This window comes from Rossellomorea sp. NRS-1567 (assembly GCF_050467885.1).
In the GTDB taxonomy this organism is placed as follows: Bacteria; Bacillota; Bacilli; order Bacillales; family Bacillaceae_B; genus Rossellomorea; species Rossellomorea aquimaris_C.
In genome coordinates this window covers 154,092-172,037 of sequence record NZ_JBITPL010000024.1, presented here as the reverse complement: position 1 = coordinate 172,037, position 17,946 = coordinate 154,092, and the positions used below count along the sequence as shown (strand labels likewise).

Here is a 17,946-nt window from a genome sequence, read left to right as displayed (position 1 = left end):
GAAGAGGGAAGAGCCGTGTCGCTTCTTCCTTTTCTCTATTTATTTAGGAGGAACGAAGATGTCAGAATTCATGATTGGTGTCGATATCGGGACAACCAGTACAAAAGCAGTACTTTTTAATGAAAAGGGAGAAGCGATTGATCGTCACGGGGTCGAATATCCATTACATACACCAGCACCGGGAACCGCTGAACAGGATCCCGAAGAAATCTTCCGTGCAGTCATCAGTTGTATAAAGGAAGTGACCTCGAATACAAGTGAGAAAATCTCGTTTGTGTCGTTCAGCTCTGCTATGCACAGCTTGATCCTGGTGGATAAGAAGGACCAGCCTCTGACTCCTTCCATTACTTGGGCTGATAACCGAAGTGCCGAATGGGCGGATAAGATAAAAAAAGAAATGAATGGTTTGGAGATTTATCGTAGAACAGGGACTCCTATTCACCCGATGTCCCCGCTTGTAAAGCTTGCATGGCTGCAGCATGAAGAACCAGAATTATTTTCCAAGGCAGCTAAGTTCATTTCCATAAAAGAATTTGTGTTCCATCGCTTCTTCGGAAAATATGTCGTAGATTACTCCATCGCATCTGCAACAGGTATGTTCCATCTGGAAAACCTGGCTTGGGATGAAGAAGCGTTGAAGGTGGCAGGTGTCACCAAGGATCAACTTTCGGTTCCTGTCTCAACGACTGAAAGCTTAGTTGGATTGAAATCTGAGTACACGGACATGATGGGCTTATCAGCCGACACACCGTTTGTCGTCGGAGCAAGTGACGGAGTCCTATCGAATCTTGGCGTCAATGCCATCGAACCGGGTGTCGTAGCCGTTACGATCGGAACGAGTGGTGCGATACGTGCTGTAACGGACCGTCCGGTAACCGATCCGAAAGGCCGCATTTTCTGTTATGCCTTGACGGATAATCATTGGGTGATTGGCGGGCCTGTCAATAACGGTGGCATGATCTTTCGTTGGGTGCGGGACGAACTGGCTTCTGCAGAGGTTGAAGTGGCGAGCCGGTTAGGAAAAGATCCTTACGAAGTACTTACGGATATTGCATCTAAAGTAGAACCGGGCTCGGAAGGATTGCTCTTCCATCCATATATGGCAGGCGAACGGGCCCCTCTTTGGAACGCGAAAGCCCGTGGTTCATTCTTTGGACTCGGCATGCATCACAAAAAAGAGCATATGATCCGTGCGGTGTTAGAAGGAATTGTCATGAATTTATACAGCGTTCTTCTGGCGCTGGAAGAATTAATCGGAACACCGAAAAGGGTCCAGGCAACGGGTGGATTTGCTCGCTCGGAAATTTGGCGTCAAATGCTCGCTGATGTATTTGATCAGGAAGTGGAAGTGCCGGAAAGCTTCGAAAGCTCATGTCTTGGAGCGGTTGTCCTTGGGATGTACGGTAACGGGATGATTGAATCACTGGAAGAAGTGAGTGAAATGGTCGGTTCTGTACATTCCCATCAACCAGATCCGAAAGCAACGGAAGCTTATACGAAGCTGATGCCTATCTTTATTCGCGTTCCACGTTTGTTGGAAGAGGAATATGAAGCGATAAGTGCATACCAGGAAGGAAGCTGACTCATCTGAGTCGGCTTTCTTTAGGTAAGAGTGGCAAGGAATCTACTTAGCCAAAAATAGTTGTTTTCATGTATAATAGAAACGAAAATACCTTTTAAGATTGGAAGTATCTATAGATAAATGTGAAAGAGAGTGAAACAATATGGGACGTAAATGGAATAATATTAAAGAAAAGAAAGCGTCTAAGGATGCGAATACGAGTCGTATTTATGCGAAGTTCGGACGCGAGATCTATGTTGCGGCAAAGCAAGGCGAGCCGGATCCAGAACTGAACCAAACGCTGAAATTTGTTCTTGAGCGTGCGAAAACATACAGTGTTCCGAAACACATCGTCGACCGTGCCATTGAAAAGGCAAAGGGTGGTTCAGAAGAAAACTATGACGAACTTCGCTATGAAGGCTTCGGACCGAATGGGTCCATGGTCATTGTTGATGCCCTGACGAACAATGTAAACCGAACTGCATCCGAAGTGCGTGCTGCTTTCGGCAAAAATGGCGGTAATATGGGTGTGAGTGGATCTGTTGCGTATATGTTCGATGCCACAGCCGTTATCGGTATTGAAGGGAAATCAGAAGAAGAAGTAATGGAGATCCTGATGGAAGCGGATGTGGACGCACGTGATATTATCGAAGAAGATGATTCTGTGATCGTTTACGCTGAACCAGATCAATTCCATGCGGTTCAAGAAGCGTTTAAAGGTGCCGGTATCACTGAGTTTACAGTAGCGGAACTGACAATGCTTGCACAGAATGATGTCGAACTTCCAGAAGACGGTCAAGCTCAATTCGAAAAAATGATTGATGCGATTGAAGATTTGGAAGATGTTCAGCAAGTATATCATAATGTTGATTTAGGTGAATGATAGAATGAAAGACCTCTGATGCTGAGCGCATCAGGGGTTTTTTTATTCGAGCATCTCCGCTGATTATGTCGCTTTACCACTTTATTTGTCGAATAGATTGAAAATTCAGCAAAATACTTCATTCTCCCTATCTGCTTTGTTATGCTAAAGAGGAATCTGAATAAATACGTGACAAGGGAGAGGAAAATATGGGACTAGATCAACTTGAATTACAGCAGGCAGAACAGAATGTGGATCGAAAGGAAAAAACCAAACCCTATCTAACAGCATTGATCGGTTGGAGTCTGCCGGCAATCGAAGCGTGTACGAAGCTAAATAGGCCGTTCGTCGTAGTTGGCCCGCCTGATTTTGAGGGCTATGCAGAAAAACATGATATTGCCTTTATCGGCTGGGACTTCGATCGGTTAAATGAAGGTTCAGATCATCTTTATAAGCAGCTGAAGGCAATGGGTGCAGAAGTGGCTGTTCCTTTGTATGAAGAGTGTGTGGAGTGGTCCGGGGCATTAAACTCCCGTTTCCGTAACGAACCGCGCGTCTTCAACCGTTCTCTTCTATTAAGAGATAAAGGGATGATGAAGCGTAAAGCGCAAATTGCCGGAATCAAAGTAGGTGTATTTGAAGAAGCACGGGATAAGGAAGATGTAAGACGCTTCTTGAAACGTGTGAATGAAGCCCTTCTGAAAGTCGAAGGAGATAAGAACGACCCCATTCACGTAAAACCTCTTGATAAAGCAGGGTCTGTCGGACACCGTGCCATTGAGAATCCGGAAGATATCGATGCTCTCACCGAGTCGGAGTTTCCCCTTCTGATGGAAAGTCATTTAGACGGACAGGAATTCTCGTGTGAAGCGTTTATTCATAATGGAAAGATCCAATTTTTAAATATAACGGAGTATGTGCGATTAGGCTACTCTAATTTCGTACCGGCATCTCCAACCCTTGAAGAAAAGCGTCCGGTCATCCGTGAGGCGATTCAACAGCTCATTGATGCGTTTGAGATTGAATACGGTGTTATTCATCCGGAATATTTCATTACGTCCGATGGTACTCTTCATTTCGGTGAAGTCGCAGCCAGAGTCCCTGGCGGACATATCTTTGATTTGATAGAACGGGCTTATGGATTTAATGCATATCAAGCGCAAATCCTTTGTAGTGATCCCAATACAACAGAAGAAGAGCTTAGAGAGTTTTTCCCTTCTACAGGTGAAAAGGCAAAAGCCCATGCAGGTTGTTTAATGGTCCATCCGCATGTTAATTATGTGGAGAAACTGGAGGTGCCCGATGAACTGGAGAACCATGCCTATTTTGAAAAACATGATATGTTCAGTCCGGCTCAAGGGAAAGTAGCTCAGCGAATCGGCTTCGGTAATCATTACGGAACGATCTTCTTCTATGGGGAAGACAGTGAAATCATGAGGGGTCTATTAAAGGAATACGAACAGTTTAACTTCTATATCTAATTCTCTCATCCACTGGTATTTTGATCGATAAAGGAGTTTTGAAATGGCATTTGAATTAACGTCTAAGCTGGAAGATCGATTTCTGCAAGCGCTTAATGATCTGGAGAGCGCAGCTTCATTTGCGAAATCAATGTATCAAACTGACGTCTATCAGGAAGCGCAAAGATTGTTGGATACGGATGAAGGATTGGAGATTCTATATCGAAGCGCAAGTCGCTTTGAAATGGCCGGGGTCTTCCAGGACGGTCCATGGGAAAAGGCGTCCAAGCTCCAACCACCACTTGTGGCCGGGTCACTTCAAGCGAAGGGGCTTCCTTCGATCATTGAAATTCTCAGTGAGTTAAGAATGCTATCCATTGCAGAAGGTCAATATGAACATCCCGATGTTTCGACTGAAATGGCTGAGGATTTCCTCAATGAAGTAATGGTTCTGAATCTGAACCTGCTTTTCCCTGAAGCGACAGAAGCAGCACGGATTGAAGGTGGAGAGCAGAGTGAAAGAGCAACGGAGTTATTTCGATTTCTATCCGATAAGCTTTCCTATCAAGCACTTACGACTACACTGATTAAAGAAATTGAACGGTTGACCGCACAACGTCCAATCATGGTGAAGCGGACAGTGTCGATGATTGAAACAGCGAAAAAGATGCTTCATTCAGACTTAAGCGTAGCGGAACGACTTGTTTTGGAAAAGTACGTGTCTGCTATCGAAGGTCCGTCCCTCTTAAGCAAGAGCATTTCCCAGCCGGGCGAATACCGTAAGAAGCTTATGGATTTGTCTAAGGAAGAACTGGAGAAGGAGGCTGTTGCCTTTGCGGGGTCCATGCGTGAAACGGGGCTTGTTGCTCCCCAGCATGCGATTTTACTAAGATTCCTAAGCAGAAAGGTTCAAGAGCTTGTTCCGGCTGCCCTTCAGTTAAATGACAAAGGAAAGGCAAACTTGGATGAACATAAGGAACTCGTCTTTCAGCTCATAAAAGTGGCCATCTATCCAGCAACAAAGCAATCGGTTTATGGACTCGCTCTTATGCTTGAACGGGGTGTATTATCATCATCTCCAGTATCACCGGGATTGAAAAGGCTGATTGAGCTTGATATTCGACCGGAAGTACGGAAGACGCTCCTTAATTCGTGTAAAACAGGAGACGGAATTACAGCGAATTCTGTCCTTCTTGCCGGTGTCATCAATGTCCTCGGTCAACCTATCGGAATTGGCCAAGGCTTAAATCCGACCTGTCAAACAGCGCGGGGTATCAGCCTTTGGGCACAGCATGCTCCGGGGTACTTACTCGAACTGATTCCAAGGGCAGCGAGGGACGGAGATATCGATATTATGTTTGAAGGTACACCGGTCCATTCGAAAGAATTAAGTGGAGGGCTGGCGCCTGAGCTTCATCAAGAGCTTGATCCTGTGTCACTTGTTCTCGTTCCTCATCTTGACCGTATTTACAGTGAGATGATGAGGCGTGTATCGCTTAGAGGGGAAGATGGACACCGCTGGGTGAATCCGGAATTTTATGGAGATTGGGTTCAAAAAGGGTTTAGCACTGTCATTGATTCATTAACAGGCCTCATTTCTGACTATCCGGGATTCGTTCGCCTGTTCTATGCCACTCACCACCCGGAATACAATGATGACTACGGGTTGATCTATCCGAATCCGGTCGGGATCTTCATCACAAATGTTCATGGAAAGCTTCTTGGTTTCCATGCCGTTTCGATTCTGAGAATCACCCAAGATCCCAAGGGAGAATATCGGATCTATTTCTATAATCCGAATAACGACGGCTCCCAGAACTGGGGTCAGGGTATCGAACCTTCTGTCATGGAAAATGGGGAACTGGAAGGAGAATGCTCTCTTCCGTTTCACGAGTTTGTTTCCAGGCTTTACGCTTTCCACTACAACCCTTATGAACAGGGGGATGCTTTTGCTGTGGAAAATGAGATTGTCGATGAAATCAAAGATCTTGCCCGGGATAGCTGGGGAAGGGATTATACGTGGGTTTGAAGATGAATCGGGGCGTTAAGCAGCATAAGTTGCTTAACGCTTTTTTTTGTTCCACATGAAATGTGGATGATTTTTTTTATCAGTAGCCATACTAAATATTGGAGGTGGAATAATGAGAGATCATAAGAAACCTGAAGATCTACGTATGGATACACCGCTTAATCCTGAGTTTACACTGAACAATGAGGTTCGCAACCCCAGTCAAGTGTATGTTCCTGGAGAGTCAGTAGAGGAACATCATGCAATAGAAGAAGGGAACGGGTTCATTGCCGAAAAAGAAATCGGACAAGCAAACGAAAATAGTTAAGAGGTGAAGAATAGGATGAATAAAGAGTTTCAGGTGGCCAACCTATCAGAAGATACGTTGAATCAAGTGCAGAATATGGAGAGTGAACTTCGTCAGCAAACGAACGAGGATATTATTCTAATCGCTTATAAGAATGGTGGTGAAACAATTGAAGGAAGAAGATAAAGTGAATAAAGACCTGCCGGATTTCAAACAGTTAAACGACCGAGTCATAGCAGAGGAACCGAAAGGACCGTTTCTCGCCATCAAAACAAATATGGATACGGCAGGAGTCAAGGATAATCCATATGCGTCTGAAAATGCAGACCCTGAACAAGATGAGAAATTACAGCAATTTTTTGAGGATGAAGAGTTGTAGGAAGTAATCCATCGTGTTTGAAGTGTGAATCGTTAGTAAAATAAGAAGCGCCAATCATAAAGTGGATTGGCGCTTTTAATATTATTTTGTTTGACGTGACTGTTCGATCAACAACTCTTTTGATACTTTTGGTGCGAGCCATAGCATTGGTAATAAAAGAAGTGAGACGGGAACAGCGGTTACTACGATAAAGTTCTGGAGTGCTGTAACACTCCCATCACCTATATAAAGAAGGATTGCTGCGATGAAGCCCATCAAAATTGCCCAGAATACACGTAAGGAAACCTTGGGATCTCCTTCTCCGGAAACGGCCATCGCAATTGTATAGGACATTGAATCTCCTGTTGTGATGACAAAAATGATCGTTAGCAATAGAAATAGTGGTGAAATAATCCCTGCGACTGGCAGTTGGTTTGTGATGGCGATCATTGCAGCAGGCATACCTCCACTCATTAATTCCTGTGAGACACTCCCTGGATTTTGCAATTCATAGAATATACCTGAGCCACCTACAACGGTAAACCAGAAGGTGGTGACAATGGGAGCGATGATCGCAATGGCCAGAATAATTTGACGGATTGTTCTGCCGCGTGAAATACGGCTTACAAGAATAGCCATCATAGGTCCATACCCAATGAACCATCCCCAGAAAAACACGGTCCAGCTCCCCAACCAACTTGTATCCGACCGGAATGTACTGATCTGAATAAAGTGATCCACATAGTACCCGAATGAGGAGACGAAGGAATCGATAATGAATCCTCCGGGACCGAATAGTAAGACGAATAGAATCAATCCGAAGGCCAAGCGTACATTAAAATTACTCAGGATTTGTATACCTTTATGAATTCCTGTCGCAGCTGACACGGTGGAGACAATCACTAAACAGATAATGATGGCAAGCTGCGTGGAGAACTGGTCAGTATGCCGAAAAGAGTAGACAGACCGTAACTAGCCTGTAAACCGAGGAATCCAATCGGTCCGATTGTACCAGCCGCTACAGCAATAATGGCAAATGCATCAATGAACGTTCCAAGGATGCTCGTTTTAAGCTTTTCGCCGAATATGGGATATAGCAGAGTTCGCGGTTTCAGTGGCATCCCTCTATGGTAATGGCCGTACATCATAACGACGGCACTCAAAGTTCCTAAGATTGCCCAAGCGAGAAAGCCCCAGTGCATATAACTTTGTGCCAAGGCAGGCATGATTGCTTCCTGGGTTTTAGCAGTGATTCCTTCATGCATTGGAGGAACCGTCATAAAGTGATACATTGGCTCAGCAGCTGCCCAGAACACGCCGCCCCCTGCAAGTAAGGTTGCCATTATGATCGATAACCATTTATACGTTCCAATCTCCGGTTTTTCCATAAACCCTAACCGTACATTCCCATATTTAGAGAATGCAATGTAAAGTGCCACAAGAAAATGCAGTAGCATTAACACCTGCCAGAAAGCACCAAAGTATTTCGAAGACCAGGCGAAGCCTCCATTCACAAATGCGGTTACGCTGTCTAGACTTAGAAAAGCTGCGATAACGAAAGCGATTAATAATCCTCCACTGATGGCAAATACGGGCCAATCAATTTTGGATGTGTAATGATTTTTAGTAGACATATAAGACAAATGCTCCTTTATTTTTTTCCTATGAAAAAACACAAGCTCCTACTATCTCACAGGTAGAAAAGAGTTGTAAAGAAAAAGAATGAAATTGAGCATAGACAATTTATGTTAGGGTTTCACATATAAAGGTAAGTTATCCTTTTTCGGAAATTTCATCTTTTCAATAAAGGAAAAAACTCTATACTTAAAAGGAAGAATAAAACAAACTGAAAAAGGCAAACTTGTTGAAAGACAAGGAAACAAAGTGATGGGCCTGCCACTCTTTGGAATGGTCGCCAAGCTGCCAGCCGCATCCGACAGGTATTTCTGTTCACCACTACAAAGGCTGGAATAGGTTATTGAAATAAACATGTCACTAAAAAGAGAGAGGGAATGCAGATGACAAAGGTTGCCCTAGTTGCAGGATCCACAGGTTTGGTTGGTTCACACCTGATTGAAATACTGATCAAGAGTCCCGAGTATAAAAAAGTGATTTCGTTCGTGAGAAGAAGCAGCGGGGTGAAGCATGAGAAGTTGGATGAACGAATCATCCCATTCGATCAGATGAAGCTCCTGCCACACGAGGAAATCGATGATGTATTTTGTTGTCTTGGAACGACCATCAAGAAAGCGCAGACGAAGGAAGCGTTTAGAGAGGTAGATTACGAGTACCCCGTTCAACTAGGAAGGCTCGGTAAAGACCATGGAGCCAAACAATATATGGTCATATCAGCTATTGGGGCGAGTTCCGCTTCACCGTTCTTTTATAGTAAGGTGAAAGGGGAGCTCGAGGAAGACTTAATAGCCCTGTATTATCCCGCCCTGCACATTTTCAGGCCATCCCTTCTTTTAGGGGAAAGAGATGAATTCCGCCTTGGGGAAAAAGCGGGAGAACTCTTCTCCAGAGCCATCCGCCCGGTAATGGTAGGCAGGCTGAAAAAATACAGAAGCATTTCGGGACGTCAGGTGGCTTATGGAATGTACCGTGCCGCCAATTGCCCTGACGGTGAAAAAGTAACCTTCCATGAATCGGATCAAATTCAGCAGCTGTAGAATAACATCAGCAAAACAAAAGACCCGCACTTGAACTAAGCGGGTCTTTCGCGGTCAGAATGCATAAAAATGTCTCAAGGCATTCACGAGATGCTTCAGTGACAGGTCCTCTTCAAGATTCACAATCATTCCTTTGATGACGACCGGCCGGGTTCCATCCTTTTGAATTTCCTCTTGAATGACTTCCAACGAAATTTTGGTGTTTTCGTCCTCTGCTACTTCACGTGCATCCTCGATCATATGAACAAGTGTAGACTCATTGATCCTGTTAGATAAAGTGAAATCCTTTACCAGATCCTCCACTTTTTCAAAGGAAAGGACAGGCTGATCCCCGCTTTTTAGTAGACCTTCCACCAAATCATCCGTACGTTTCAAAATGAATCGGGATAAATAGGCAAAATCCAATTCGATTTTATCAAGCATCACCAATTCTAAATAAGAATGGAAAAAACCTTGAATCATCATGGTGATATCCCAGAAGTAGGGCTCGATTTTCTTTCCGTATATCCCATATAATCTTCTTTTATAATAGCGATGGGTGTCCATTTTCATCTCACTGAGGAGATCATGGATTTCATCGTTAAACGGCATGGCATTCTCTCTGATCTGCATGATGATGAACTCTTTATGTTTACAGATTTCAATAAACTGACACTCTAATTGCTTTTGGAATTTTTCATAAGGAGGCAAATCCTCGTCTTCAATCTCATTTACTTTAGCCGTGATCATTTTAAAATAGTAATTCATGATGGCTAACAGAAGGGCTTCCTTTGATTTGAAATACAAATAGAATGCACCTTTTGATATCTCACACTCGTTCACGATTTCTTGCACCGAGGTGGCGTTAAATCCTTTTGTGGCAAACAGCTTGATCGATGTTTCAATAATTAATTTCTCTTTTTCCTTCATGCTTTCCTCTCCTTGATAAACTCCTTACCTTCATTATGACCGATTGGTCACAAAAAATAAACCTTTTCTTTTATAAGTATATTGACTTATGACTGTACGGTCAGTTATATTAGATTGTGTTATGACTAGTCGGTCAGAAAAATGATAGAAGGGACGAATAAAGAGTGAATAGTATTATTAATTTCGTACTCAAGAATAAGTTTGCCGTATGGTTAATGACCATCATCGTCATTATTGCAGGCTTATATTCAGGATTTAATATGAAACTCGAAACCTTACCAAACATTAATACCCCGATTGTAAGTGTTACGACGGTGTATCCGGGAGCCACTCCTGAAGATGTAGCCGAAAAGGTTTCTGAACCAATCGAAAAACGTTTGAAGAATTTAAATGGGGTAAATGTTGTCAGCTCCACGTCTTATCAAAATGCTTCAGCCGTTCAGATAGAATACAAGTTTTCGAAAGATATGGACGAAGCAAAGACTGAAGTGGAAGATGCTCTTTCGGATCTCCCTTTTCCAGAAGGGGTGAATGAGCCGGAGGTATCAAGATTAAGCTTTAACGCTTTCCCGATCATCGCACTCAGTGTAGCAAATGAGGACCAATCTCTTGCTCAATTAACTTCGACTGTAGAAGAAACAATCGTACCACAGTTAGAAGGAGTGGATGGGGTAGCATCTGTTCAAGTTTCAGGTCAACAAGTTCAAGAAGCACAAGTCGTTTTTGATCAGGAAAAGCTTGTTCAATACGGCTTAACCGAAGAAACGGTCCAGAATATGATCAAAGGTTCTAATGTGACAGCACCATTAGGACTTTACACGTTTAAAGACAGTCAAAAATCTGTGATGGTTGATGGAAATATTACAACGATCGAAGATTTGAAAGAGATGAAGATTCCTGTGATGCCTTCAGCTGGGTCCATGGAAGCTCCACAAGGGCAAACGCAAACACCCGGGGGACAAACTCCTCAAGCTCAGCCTGAGCCTGCCGGTGAAGCACCTGCCGGGATGAAAATCCCGACCGTACAACTATCAGACATTGCTGATATCCAGCTAAAAGGGAAAGCCGAATCGATTTCAAGAACCAATGGGAAGGAATCCATCGGACTTCAAGTCGTGAAAACAGCAGATGCCAATACGGTAGACGTAGTAAACGCGGTAAAAGAAGAAGTGAAAGCTTTTGAAAAAGACCTGGATGGGGTTGAAATCATCTCTACCTTTGACCAAGGCGAACCGATTGAGGAATCAGTCAGTACCATGCTGAATAAGGCATTATTTGGTGCCATATTTGCGGTCATCATCATCCTGCTATTCTTACGGGATATTAAATCGACGCTAATCTCCGTCGTATCGATTCCCCTATCGCTATTAATCGCGATTTTACTTTTAAAACAGATGGATATCACGTTAAATATCATGACGCTTGGGGCCATGACTGTAGCCATTGGACGGGTCATTGATGACTCCATCGTAGTAGTGGAGAACATCTACCGACGGATGTCCCTTAAAGGTGAGATGTTGAAAGGGAAAGAATTGATCCGGGAAGCAACGAAGGAAATGTTCGTTCCAATCGCGTCTTCCACGATTGTAACGATCGCTGTGTTCCTTCCATTAGGATTGGTTCAAGGAATGATCGGGGAATTATTCCTTCCATTCGCATTGACCATCGTGTTTGCCCTATTGGCTTCACTTCTTGTGGCAGTAACGATTGTTCCGATGCTTGCTCACTCGATGTTTAAAAAAGGTGTCGGGAAGAAGCATGTGGAAAAGCAAAGCCGCTTAGCGCAGTGGTACAAGGGCGTATTAAATTGGACGCTGAACCATAAAATCATCACGTCCATCCTGGCTGTCGCGATGCTGGTTGGAAGCTTGTTCCTGGTTCCGCTGATAGGAGTAAGTTTCCTTCCATCAGATGAAGAAAAGATGATCATGGCAACGTATAAACCGGAACCTGGTCAAACAGAAGAAGATGTAAATACAATCGCTCAAGATGCAGAAGAGTATTTCCAAGAACGTATTGGGGCTGAGACGATTCAGTACTCGGTTGGTGGAGAGAATCCAATGAGTCCGGGAAGCTCAAACAACGCAATATTCTATGTTCAATATAGCGAAGATACAGAGAATTTTTCTGAAGAAAAAGAACAAGTCATTAAAGAACTGCAAGAAACAACAGATAAAGGGGAATGGGCTTCACAAGACTTCTCCGCAAGTGCCGGCAGCAATGAAATTGTCGTGTACGTGTACGGTGAAACCCTGAAGGAAATCGAACCTGTCGTAAGCGATATTCAAGCTATGATGGAAGATAAAAAAGATTTCAAAAAAGTAGGATCAAGTATCTCTGAATCGTACGATGAGTATTCGTTCATCGCAGATCAGGAAAAACTGAGTGAATTTGGCCTGACAGCGGGTCAAATCGCCATGGAACTTGGTCAGACACGTCAGCGTCCAGTCCTCACCACCATCGAAAAGGATGGAGAAGAGGTAAATGTCTATTTAGACGTTGAGAAAGAAGAGTACGAAAGCATCAACGACTTGACGGATAAAACGATTCAATCACCACTTGGGATGGAAGTTCCGATTAAAGACGTCGTTGAAGTTCAAGAAGGTAAGACATCTGATACCGTTTCCAGAAGGGACGGAAAAGTATTTGCTCAAGTGAGCGGAGAATTAAAATCGGATGATGTATCAAAAGCTTCGCAAGACATTCAAAAAGAAATCGAAGAGCTTGATTTGCCAGCGGGTATCAACGTAGACATGGGTGGAGTAACAGAAGACATCCAGGAATCCTTCACACAGTTAGGATTAGCGATGCTCGCAGCCATTGCCATTGTGTACTTGATCCTCGTGGTCACGTTCGGCGGAGGTCTTGCGCCGTTTGCGATTCTGTTCTCGCTGCCATTTACGATCATCGGAGCATTGGTTGGACTATTGATCGCAGGTGAAACGATCAGTATTTCTTCCATGATTGGTGCCCTCATGCTGATTGGTATCGTTGTAACCAACGCGATCGTCCTGATTGACCGGGTAATTCATAAAGAAAACGAAGGTCTATCAACAAGGGAAGCGTTACTCGAAGCCGGTGCCACCCGACTTCGTCCGATCCTTATGACAGCCATTGCGACAATCGGGGCCCTGTTCCCGCTGGCATTAGGTCTTGAAGGAAGCGGATTGATCTCGAAAGGTCTGGGTGTGACCGTAATTGGAGGGCTTACTAGTTCGACGCTATTAACACTTGTCGTTGTGCCGATCGTGTATGAAATCCTGATGAAAATGAAAGGAAAGATTGGTCGACGTAAGCGAAAGGTAGTAAAAGGGTAAATTGATGAAAGCAGTCCTATTGTAGGGCTGCTTTTTTCTTTGAGATGCCCCATATATAAATTTTCTGAAAAATAGTATTGATTCCATTTAAAGTCTGGACTATAATAACATTAACGAAAGCGCTTTCGATGAAGAGGAGACAACAATGGTTACAATCTATGACTTAGCAAAACGCACTGGGTTTTCCAGTACGACAGTTTCTAAAGCTCTTAACAATTACACAGATGTGAGTCAAAAAACGAAGCAAAAAATCCTCGATGCCGCAGCAGAAATGGGTTATTTACCAAATGCCCACGCTCAGTCCTTATCGACAAAAAAATCCTGGACGATCGGTGTAATGTTCGCTGAGGACAATGAGGTCGGGATGAAGCATCCTTTCTTCAGCGCCCTTATTGAAAGTTTTCGAAAGCATGTGGAACGGGAAGGGTATGATTTAATCTTTGCTTCTCGTAATCTGCGAAATCGGGATACTAGTTATTTAGAGCATTTTATGTACCGTGCAGTGGATGGGATCGTCGTGATATGTTCAGACCCTCATGACCCGCAGGTTCAAGACATGATTAACAATCATTTGCCGATTGTCGTGATTGATATGAGCAATCAGAACTGCAGCGTCGTCTATTCCGATAATATTGAGGGGGGAAGGCTTGCAGTAAACTATCTTCATACATTGGGCCATACAAGAATCGCTCATATTTCAGGAGATCCAAAGGTCGATGCAGGAGCACAAAGGATTAAAGGGTTTTCTAAGGCCATGAATGATTTAAACCTTCCGATTTATCAAGAATACCTTGTGAATGGTGGATTGTTTTCCATTGAAGAAGGTAGAGCGGCGATGGAATCTCTTCTCTCACTTGACGTATTGCCGACTGCTGTCTTTGTAGCAGGTGACCATATGGCCATTGGAGCGATGGAAGCCATAAAAGAAAAGGGATTAAAAATACCGGAAGATATCTCAGTCATCGGGTATGATGACATTGAAATGTCGGCGTATGTTACACCGAAACTTACCACAGTCAGACAAGACACGGATAGAATCGGTGCTCGTGCAGGACAATTACTAATTAAACAAATGATCCAAAAAAAGAAGCTCATAACAACGGAAATCATTCCAGTAGAACTAATCATTAGAGAATCATGCACATCTATAAAAAAAGAAAAAAAGAATTAATTTTTATTTTTTAGTAATTCCGAAACCGGTTTCGGGATTTTTAAAAGAAATGAATCGAAACCGCTTTCGAAACTATATTGAAAAAGGACAAAGGGGGATAATGATGAAAAAGTTTTTAGGGATATTTATGACGTTTGTACTGCTGGCAGGGGTGTTGTCAGCTTGCTCCGGAGATTCCAAGTCATCGGGCAGTTCAAAAGATAAAGATGTAGATTTAAAGGTTTGGTCATTCACGGATGAGTTAAAGAAACCGATCACGAAGTTTGAAGAGAAAAATGGTGTGAAAGTGGAATTGACGATTGTCCCGATTGCCGATTACCCGACGAAATTAAAGCCTGTATTAGAAAGTGGAGTAGGGGCACCTGATGTATTCACTGGTGAAATCGCGTTCCTAAAGCAATGGGTGGACGCAGGTTACTGGGAAAACTTATCGGAAAAACCATACAATGTAGATGAAATAAAAGATAAATACGTACCTTACGTATTCGACTTGGGCAAAGATAAAGATGGAAATGTAAGGGCTTTATCATGGCAGACGACTCCTGGCGGGATCTTCTACAGAAGAAGCATCGCGAAAGAAGTGCTTGGTACAGATGATCCAACCGAGGTAGGAAACATGATGAACTCAATGGACAATGTCTTCAAAGTGGCTGAAAAGATGAAGGAAAAAGGCTACAGCATGTTCCCGGATGAGGGCTCTATCCGCTGGTTCTCGCAAGGAGATAATCCACAACCATGGGTGAACGACAAGAATGAGCTTCAGTTGACTGATGAAAAGATCGAATACATGGAATCTGCAAAAAAACTTCGTGAGAACAACTATACAGCTCTTGCAGCTGAGTGGTCTCCATCATGGTTCGAAGCGATGGATAAGCCGATTAAAATGAAAGAAAACGGCAAAGAGAAAGAAACACAAGTATTCTCCTATGTTCTTCCTACTTGGGGACTTCACAGCGTCCTGAAAACGAATGTAAAGGAAACTGGCGGTGACTGGGCCGTGACAAGTGGACCAAGCCCGTACTTCTGGGGTGGAACATGGTTAGGTGTCTACGAAAAGTCAGAGAACAAAGAACTTGCTTATGACTTTGTAAAAATGATGACCCAGGAAGATGAGTTCCTGACGGATTGGGCAAAAGAAACGGGAGATGTTCTATCTTATCTGCCAGTAACAAACAAAATTAAGGATGACTTCAGCGAAGAATTCCTTGGCGGTCAAAACAACTATCAATTCTTCCTTGAGCAGGCGAAAGAAATCGAGCCTGGTATCGTAACGAAATACGATCAACAGATTGATACGTTCTACGGAAATGCCGTTCAACAGTATGTGGACGGAAAGAAATCCAAGGACGATGCTATTAAAGAGTTCTATAAAAAAGTGCAAAACGCATATCCCGACATAAAAGTACCAAAAAATTAACAAGAAAAAAATTCAGGGCAGGTGGCATGGAACCGTGCCACCTGTCAAATCTATCAACTAGGGGGGCTGGGGAATGAAGAAAGTAGATCGATTTGGTTATCTGTTTATCGCCCCGTTTTGGATCATCTTTTTAATATTTAGCATTTATCCTGTTGCGCTTACATTCTACTACAGCTTTACAAACTATTCAGGAAGCGGGACAGCGGAAGTCATCGGTCTTGCCAACTATACCCGTTTACTCACGGACAGTTATTTTGTGGAAGCATTTATTAACACGTGGAAAATATGGGGAATCAATTTTGTCCTGCAAATCGGGCTTGCCCTTGTACTCGCATTAATCTTCTCTGATATGAGAATGAAGTTGAGAGGTTTGGCATTTTTCAGATCGATCTTTTATTTACCTAATTTAATCACGATTAGTTCGGTCGCTCTGCTGTTCGGTATTCTACTGGACTGGCAGCATGGATCATTAAATATGATTCTATTAAATATAGGTCTTATATCAGAACCGATTAATTGGCTGAACGAGCCTGCGACTGCACAGCTGTCTGTATCCCTGATCCTTACCTGGATGTGGTTCGGTCATTCGTTCATTGTCGTCATGGCGGGGGTATCCGGAATATCGAAGGACTACTATGAGGCTGCACTGATCGACGGAGCAAACAGGTGGCAGACCTTCACGAAAATCACCATTCCTTTATTAAAACCGATTTTACTTTATATCATGATCACGTCCCTGATCGGCGGCCTTCAGCTGTTTGATCTACCGATGCTTCTGACAGACGGAATCGGTTCTCCGGATGGATCACTGAATACCATGGTGTTGTATCTGTACAATCAGGCATTCAAGTTTAATAACTATGGTTACGCATCAGCTGTCGCATATGGATTGTTCGTCATTACCTTGATCTTCTCTGCGATTGTCTTCAAAGGGATGTATGGAAATGAACGCAAACAAGCAAGGAAGGTGTAAAGCATGTTGGGAAAAACAGCCGTTGAAAAAAATGTATCGACTCCAAAGGTAGAAAAACAAAAGCCAGAACTTTTGCCGCACGAGTCCAAACTAAAGACCAGAATTACCATTGTGAAAAGCATTATCTATACCCTTCTTGTATTGATGGCAATCGTTTGCTTCATCCCATTCCTTATGATGCTTGTCAATGCCACAAGATCAAATGAAGCGATCCTTTCTGGATTCACGTTGATCCCCGGCAGTTCTATCGTCGAAAACTATACCACGATGATGGAATACGTAAACATTTGGTCAGGGTTCAAGAATAGTCTGATCATCTCTGTTCTTACGACTTTATTATCAGGATATTTCTCAGCATTGACTGCCTATGGATTTGCATTTTATACATTCAGGGGAAAGAATTTCTTATTCGTCTTCATGCTTGTGATGATGATGGTTCCCGGACAATTGGGGCTTATCGGATTTTATGAATTGAGTAAGAACCTGGGGATACTGGATTCCTTCATTCCACTGATCGTTCCGGCCATAGCAAGTCCGTTTGTCGTCTTCTTCTTAAGACAATACATCCAGACGACGCTTCATCCAAGTTTAATTGAAGCAGCCCGCATCGATGGGGCGAGTGAGTTCAAGATTTTCCATACCGTGGCGATTCCGATCATGATGCCGGCTGTTGCAACGATGTCAATTTTCACATTTATTGGATCTTGGAATAATTACATTATGCCTTTGGTCATCTTGTTCTCACCTGAAAAATACACCTTACCAGTGCTAATGGGATTCTTGAAAGGATCTCAAGTGGCACAAAATTTAGGATCAATGTATTTAGGTATCGCGATTTCAGTCGTTCCTATCATGATTGCGTTCCTATTCCTATCTAAATATATCGTCAACAGCATCTCAGCAGGATCAATCAAAGAATAAAGGGGAGAAA

General features: G+C 43.2%; 14 protein-coding genes, 1 pseudogene and 1 riboswitch. Of the genes and pseudogenes, 13 read left to right on the top strand and 2 right to left on the bottom strand.

Annotated features, from left to right (window positions below; genetic code table 11):
- Positions 1-70: 70 nt before the first annotated feature.
- From gntK to ACIFOD_RS17230, 7 genes are all read left to right on the top strand, one after another.
- The gene (gene gntK, locus ACIFOD_RS17260) at positions 71-1,582 is read left to right on the top strand and encodes a gluconokinase (RefSeq protein ID WP_430315766.1); all 1,512 of its coding nucleotides are present in this window, start codon (positions 71-73) and stop codon (positions 1,580-1,582) included.
- A gap of 142 nt (positions 1,583-1,724) precedes the next feature.
- Entirely contained in the window at positions 1,725-2,444 is a 720-nt protein-coding gene (locus tag ACIFOD_RS17255; RefSeq protein WP_430315649.1) for a YebC/PmpR family DNA-binding transcriptional regulator, read from the top strand.
- Between the two features lie 188 nt (positions 2,445-2,632).
- Positions 2,633-3,904, top strand: coding sequence for an ATP-grasp domain-containing protein (locus tag ACIFOD_RS17250; protein WP_430315648.1), 1,272 nt, complete (start codon positions 2,633-2,635; stop codon positions 3,902-3,904).
- 43 nt (positions 3,905-3,947) lie between these two features.
- Positions 3,948-5,912 carry a hypothetical protein gene (locus tag ACIFOD_RS17245; RefSeq protein WP_430315647.1) on the top strand — a complete coding sequence of 655 codons (1,965 nt, stop codon included), beginning with the start codon at positions 3,948-3,950 and terminating at the stop codon, positions 5,910-5,912.
- A 112-nt stretch (positions 5,913-6,024) separates the two neighbouring features.
- The gene (locus ACIFOD_RS17240; RefSeq protein ID WP_397553026.1) at positions 6,025-6,219 is read left to right on the top strand and encodes a hypothetical protein; all 195 of its coding nucleotides are present in this window, start codon (positions 6,025-6,027) and stop codon (positions 6,217-6,219) included.
- Positions 6,220-6,234: 15 nt separating this feature from the next.
- Complete coding sequence (locus tag ACIFOD_RS17235) at positions 6,235-6,384, top strand: hypothetical protein (RefSeq protein ID WP_397553025.1); 150 nt, start codon at positions 6,235-6,237, stop codon at positions 6,382-6,384.
- Entirely contained in the window at positions 6,353-6,577 is a 225-nt protein-coding gene (locus ACIFOD_RS17230) for a hypothetical protein (RefSeq protein WP_430315646.1), read from the top strand. The genes ACIFOD_RS17235 and ACIFOD_RS17230 overlap by 32 nt, the downstream gene beginning before the upstream one ends.
- 81 nt (positions 6,578-6,658) lie before the next feature.
- Here ACIFOD_RS17230 and ACIFOD_RS17225 read toward each other — a convergent pair.
- Positions 6,659-8,190: pseudogene (locus tag ACIFOD_RS17225) on the bottom strand (BCCT family transporter).
- A gap of 210 nt (positions 8,191-8,400) precedes the next feature.
- Positions 8,401-8,484, top strand: a riboswitch (cyclic di-GMP riboswitch).
- A 90-nt stretch (positions 8,485-8,574) separates the two neighbouring features.
- Between ACIFOD_RS17225 and ACIFOD_RS17220 the strand changes: the two are divergent.
- Complete coding sequence (locus tag ACIFOD_RS17220; protein WP_430315645.1) at positions 8,575-9,228, top strand: NAD-dependent epimerase/dehydratase family protein; 654 nt, start codon at positions 8,575-8,577, stop codon at positions 9,226-9,228.
- 54 nt (positions 9,229-9,282) lie between these two features.
- Here ACIFOD_RS17220 and ACIFOD_RS17215 read toward each other — a convergent pair whose 3' ends face one another.
- Positions 9,283-10,137, bottom strand: coding sequence for a TetR/AcrR family transcriptional regulator (locus ACIFOD_RS17215; RefSeq protein ID WP_430315644.1), 855 nt, complete (start codon positions 10,135-10,137; stop codon positions 9,283-9,285).
- Positions 10,138-10,301: 164 nt separating this feature from the next.
- On the opposite strand from ACIFOD_RS17215, the gene ACIFOD_RS17210 reads away from it, so the two are divergent.
- From ACIFOD_RS17210 to ACIFOD_RS17190, 5 genes are all read left to right on the top strand, one after another.
- A complete protein-coding gene (locus tag ACIFOD_RS17210) occupies positions 10,302-13,454 on the top strand; it encodes an efflux RND transporter permease subunit (RefSeq protein ID WP_430315643.1) in 3,153 nt (1,050 codons plus the stop codon).
- A gap of 145 nt (positions 13,455-13,599) precedes the next feature.
- Entirely contained in the window at positions 13,600-14,625 is a 1,026-nt protein-coding gene (locus ACIFOD_RS17205; protein ID WP_430315642.1) for a LacI family DNA-binding transcriptional regulator, read from the top strand.
- Between the two features lie 103 nt (positions 14,626-14,728).
- Positions 14,729-16,042 (top strand): ABC transporter substrate-binding protein, encoded by a 1,314-nt coding sequence (locus ACIFOD_RS17200; RefSeq protein ID WP_430315641.1) that lies wholly within the window; start codon positions 14,729-14,731, stop codon positions 16,040-16,042.
- Between the two features lie 73 nt (positions 16,043-16,115).
- Complete coding sequence (locus ACIFOD_RS17195) at positions 16,116-17,015, top strand: carbohydrate ABC transporter permease (protein WP_430315640.1); 900 nt, start codon at positions 16,116-16,118, stop codon at positions 17,013-17,015.
- 144 nt (positions 17,016-17,159) lie between these two features.
- Positions 17,160-17,936: a carbohydrate ABC transporter permease gene (locus tag ACIFOD_RS17190; protein WP_258549591.1), complete on the top strand. Its 777-nt coding sequence runs from the start codon at positions 17,160-17,162 to the stop codon at positions 17,934-17,936.
- The last annotated feature ends 10 nt before the right edge of the window (positions 17,937-17,946 follow it).

What these genes read in the sequence shown, in the direction of transcription:
- ACIFOD_RS17195 (WP_430315640.1), top strand. Translation starts at nt 16,116, where the DNA reads ATGAAGAAAGTAGATCGATTTGGTTATCTGTTTATCGCCCCGTTTTGG.
- ACIFOD_RS17245 (WP_430315647.1), top strand. Translation starts at nt 3,948, where the DNA reads ATGGCATTTGAATTAACGTCTAAGCTGGAAGATCGATTTCTGCAAGCG.
- ACIFOD_RS17220 (WP_430315645.1), top strand. Translation starts at nt 8,575, where the DNA reads ATGACAAAGGTTGCCCTAGTTGCAGGATCCACAGGTTTGGTTGGTTCA.
- ACIFOD_RS17255 (WP_430315649.1), top strand. Translation starts at nt 1,725, where the DNA reads ATGGGACGTAAATGGAATAATATTAAAGAAAAGAAAGCGTCTAAGGAT.
- ACIFOD_RS17235 (WP_397553025.1), top strand. Translation starts at nt 6,235, where the DNA reads ATGAATAAAGAGTTTCAGGTGGCCAACCTATCAGAAGATACGTTGAAT.
- ACIFOD_RS17240 (WP_397553026.1), top strand. Translation starts at nt 6,025, where the DNA reads ATGAGAGATCATAAGAAACCTGAAGATCTACGTATGGATACACCGCTT.
- ACIFOD_RS17250 (WP_430315648.1), top strand. Translation starts at nt 2,633, where the DNA reads ATGGGACTAGATCAACTTGAATTACAGCAGGCAGAACAGAATGTGGAT.
- ACIFOD_RS17205 (WP_430315642.1), top strand. Translation starts at nt 13,600, where the DNA reads ATGGTTACAATCTATGACTTAGCAAAACGCACTGGGTTTTCCAGTACG.
- gntK (WP_430315766.1), top strand. Translation starts at nt 71, where the DNA reads ATGATTGGTGTCGATATCGGGACAACCAGTACAAAAGCAGTACTTTTT.
- ACIFOD_RS17215 (WP_430315644.1), bottom strand. Translation starts at nt 10,137, where the DNA reads ATGAAGGAAAAAGAGAAATTAATTATTGAAACATCGATCAAGCTGTTT.
- ACIFOD_RS17200 (WP_430315641.1), top strand. Translation starts at nt 14,729, where the DNA reads ATGAAAAAGTTTTTAGGGATATTTATGACGTTTGTACTGCTGGCAGGG.
- ACIFOD_RS17190 (WP_258549591.1), top strand. Translation starts at nt 17,160, where the DNA reads ATGGCAATCGTTTGCTTCATCCCATTCCTTATGATGCTTGTCAATGCC.
- ACIFOD_RS17230 (WP_430315646.1), top strand. Translation starts at nt 6,353, where the DNA reads ATGGTGGTGAAACAATTGAAGGAAGAAGATAAAGTGAATAAAGACCTG.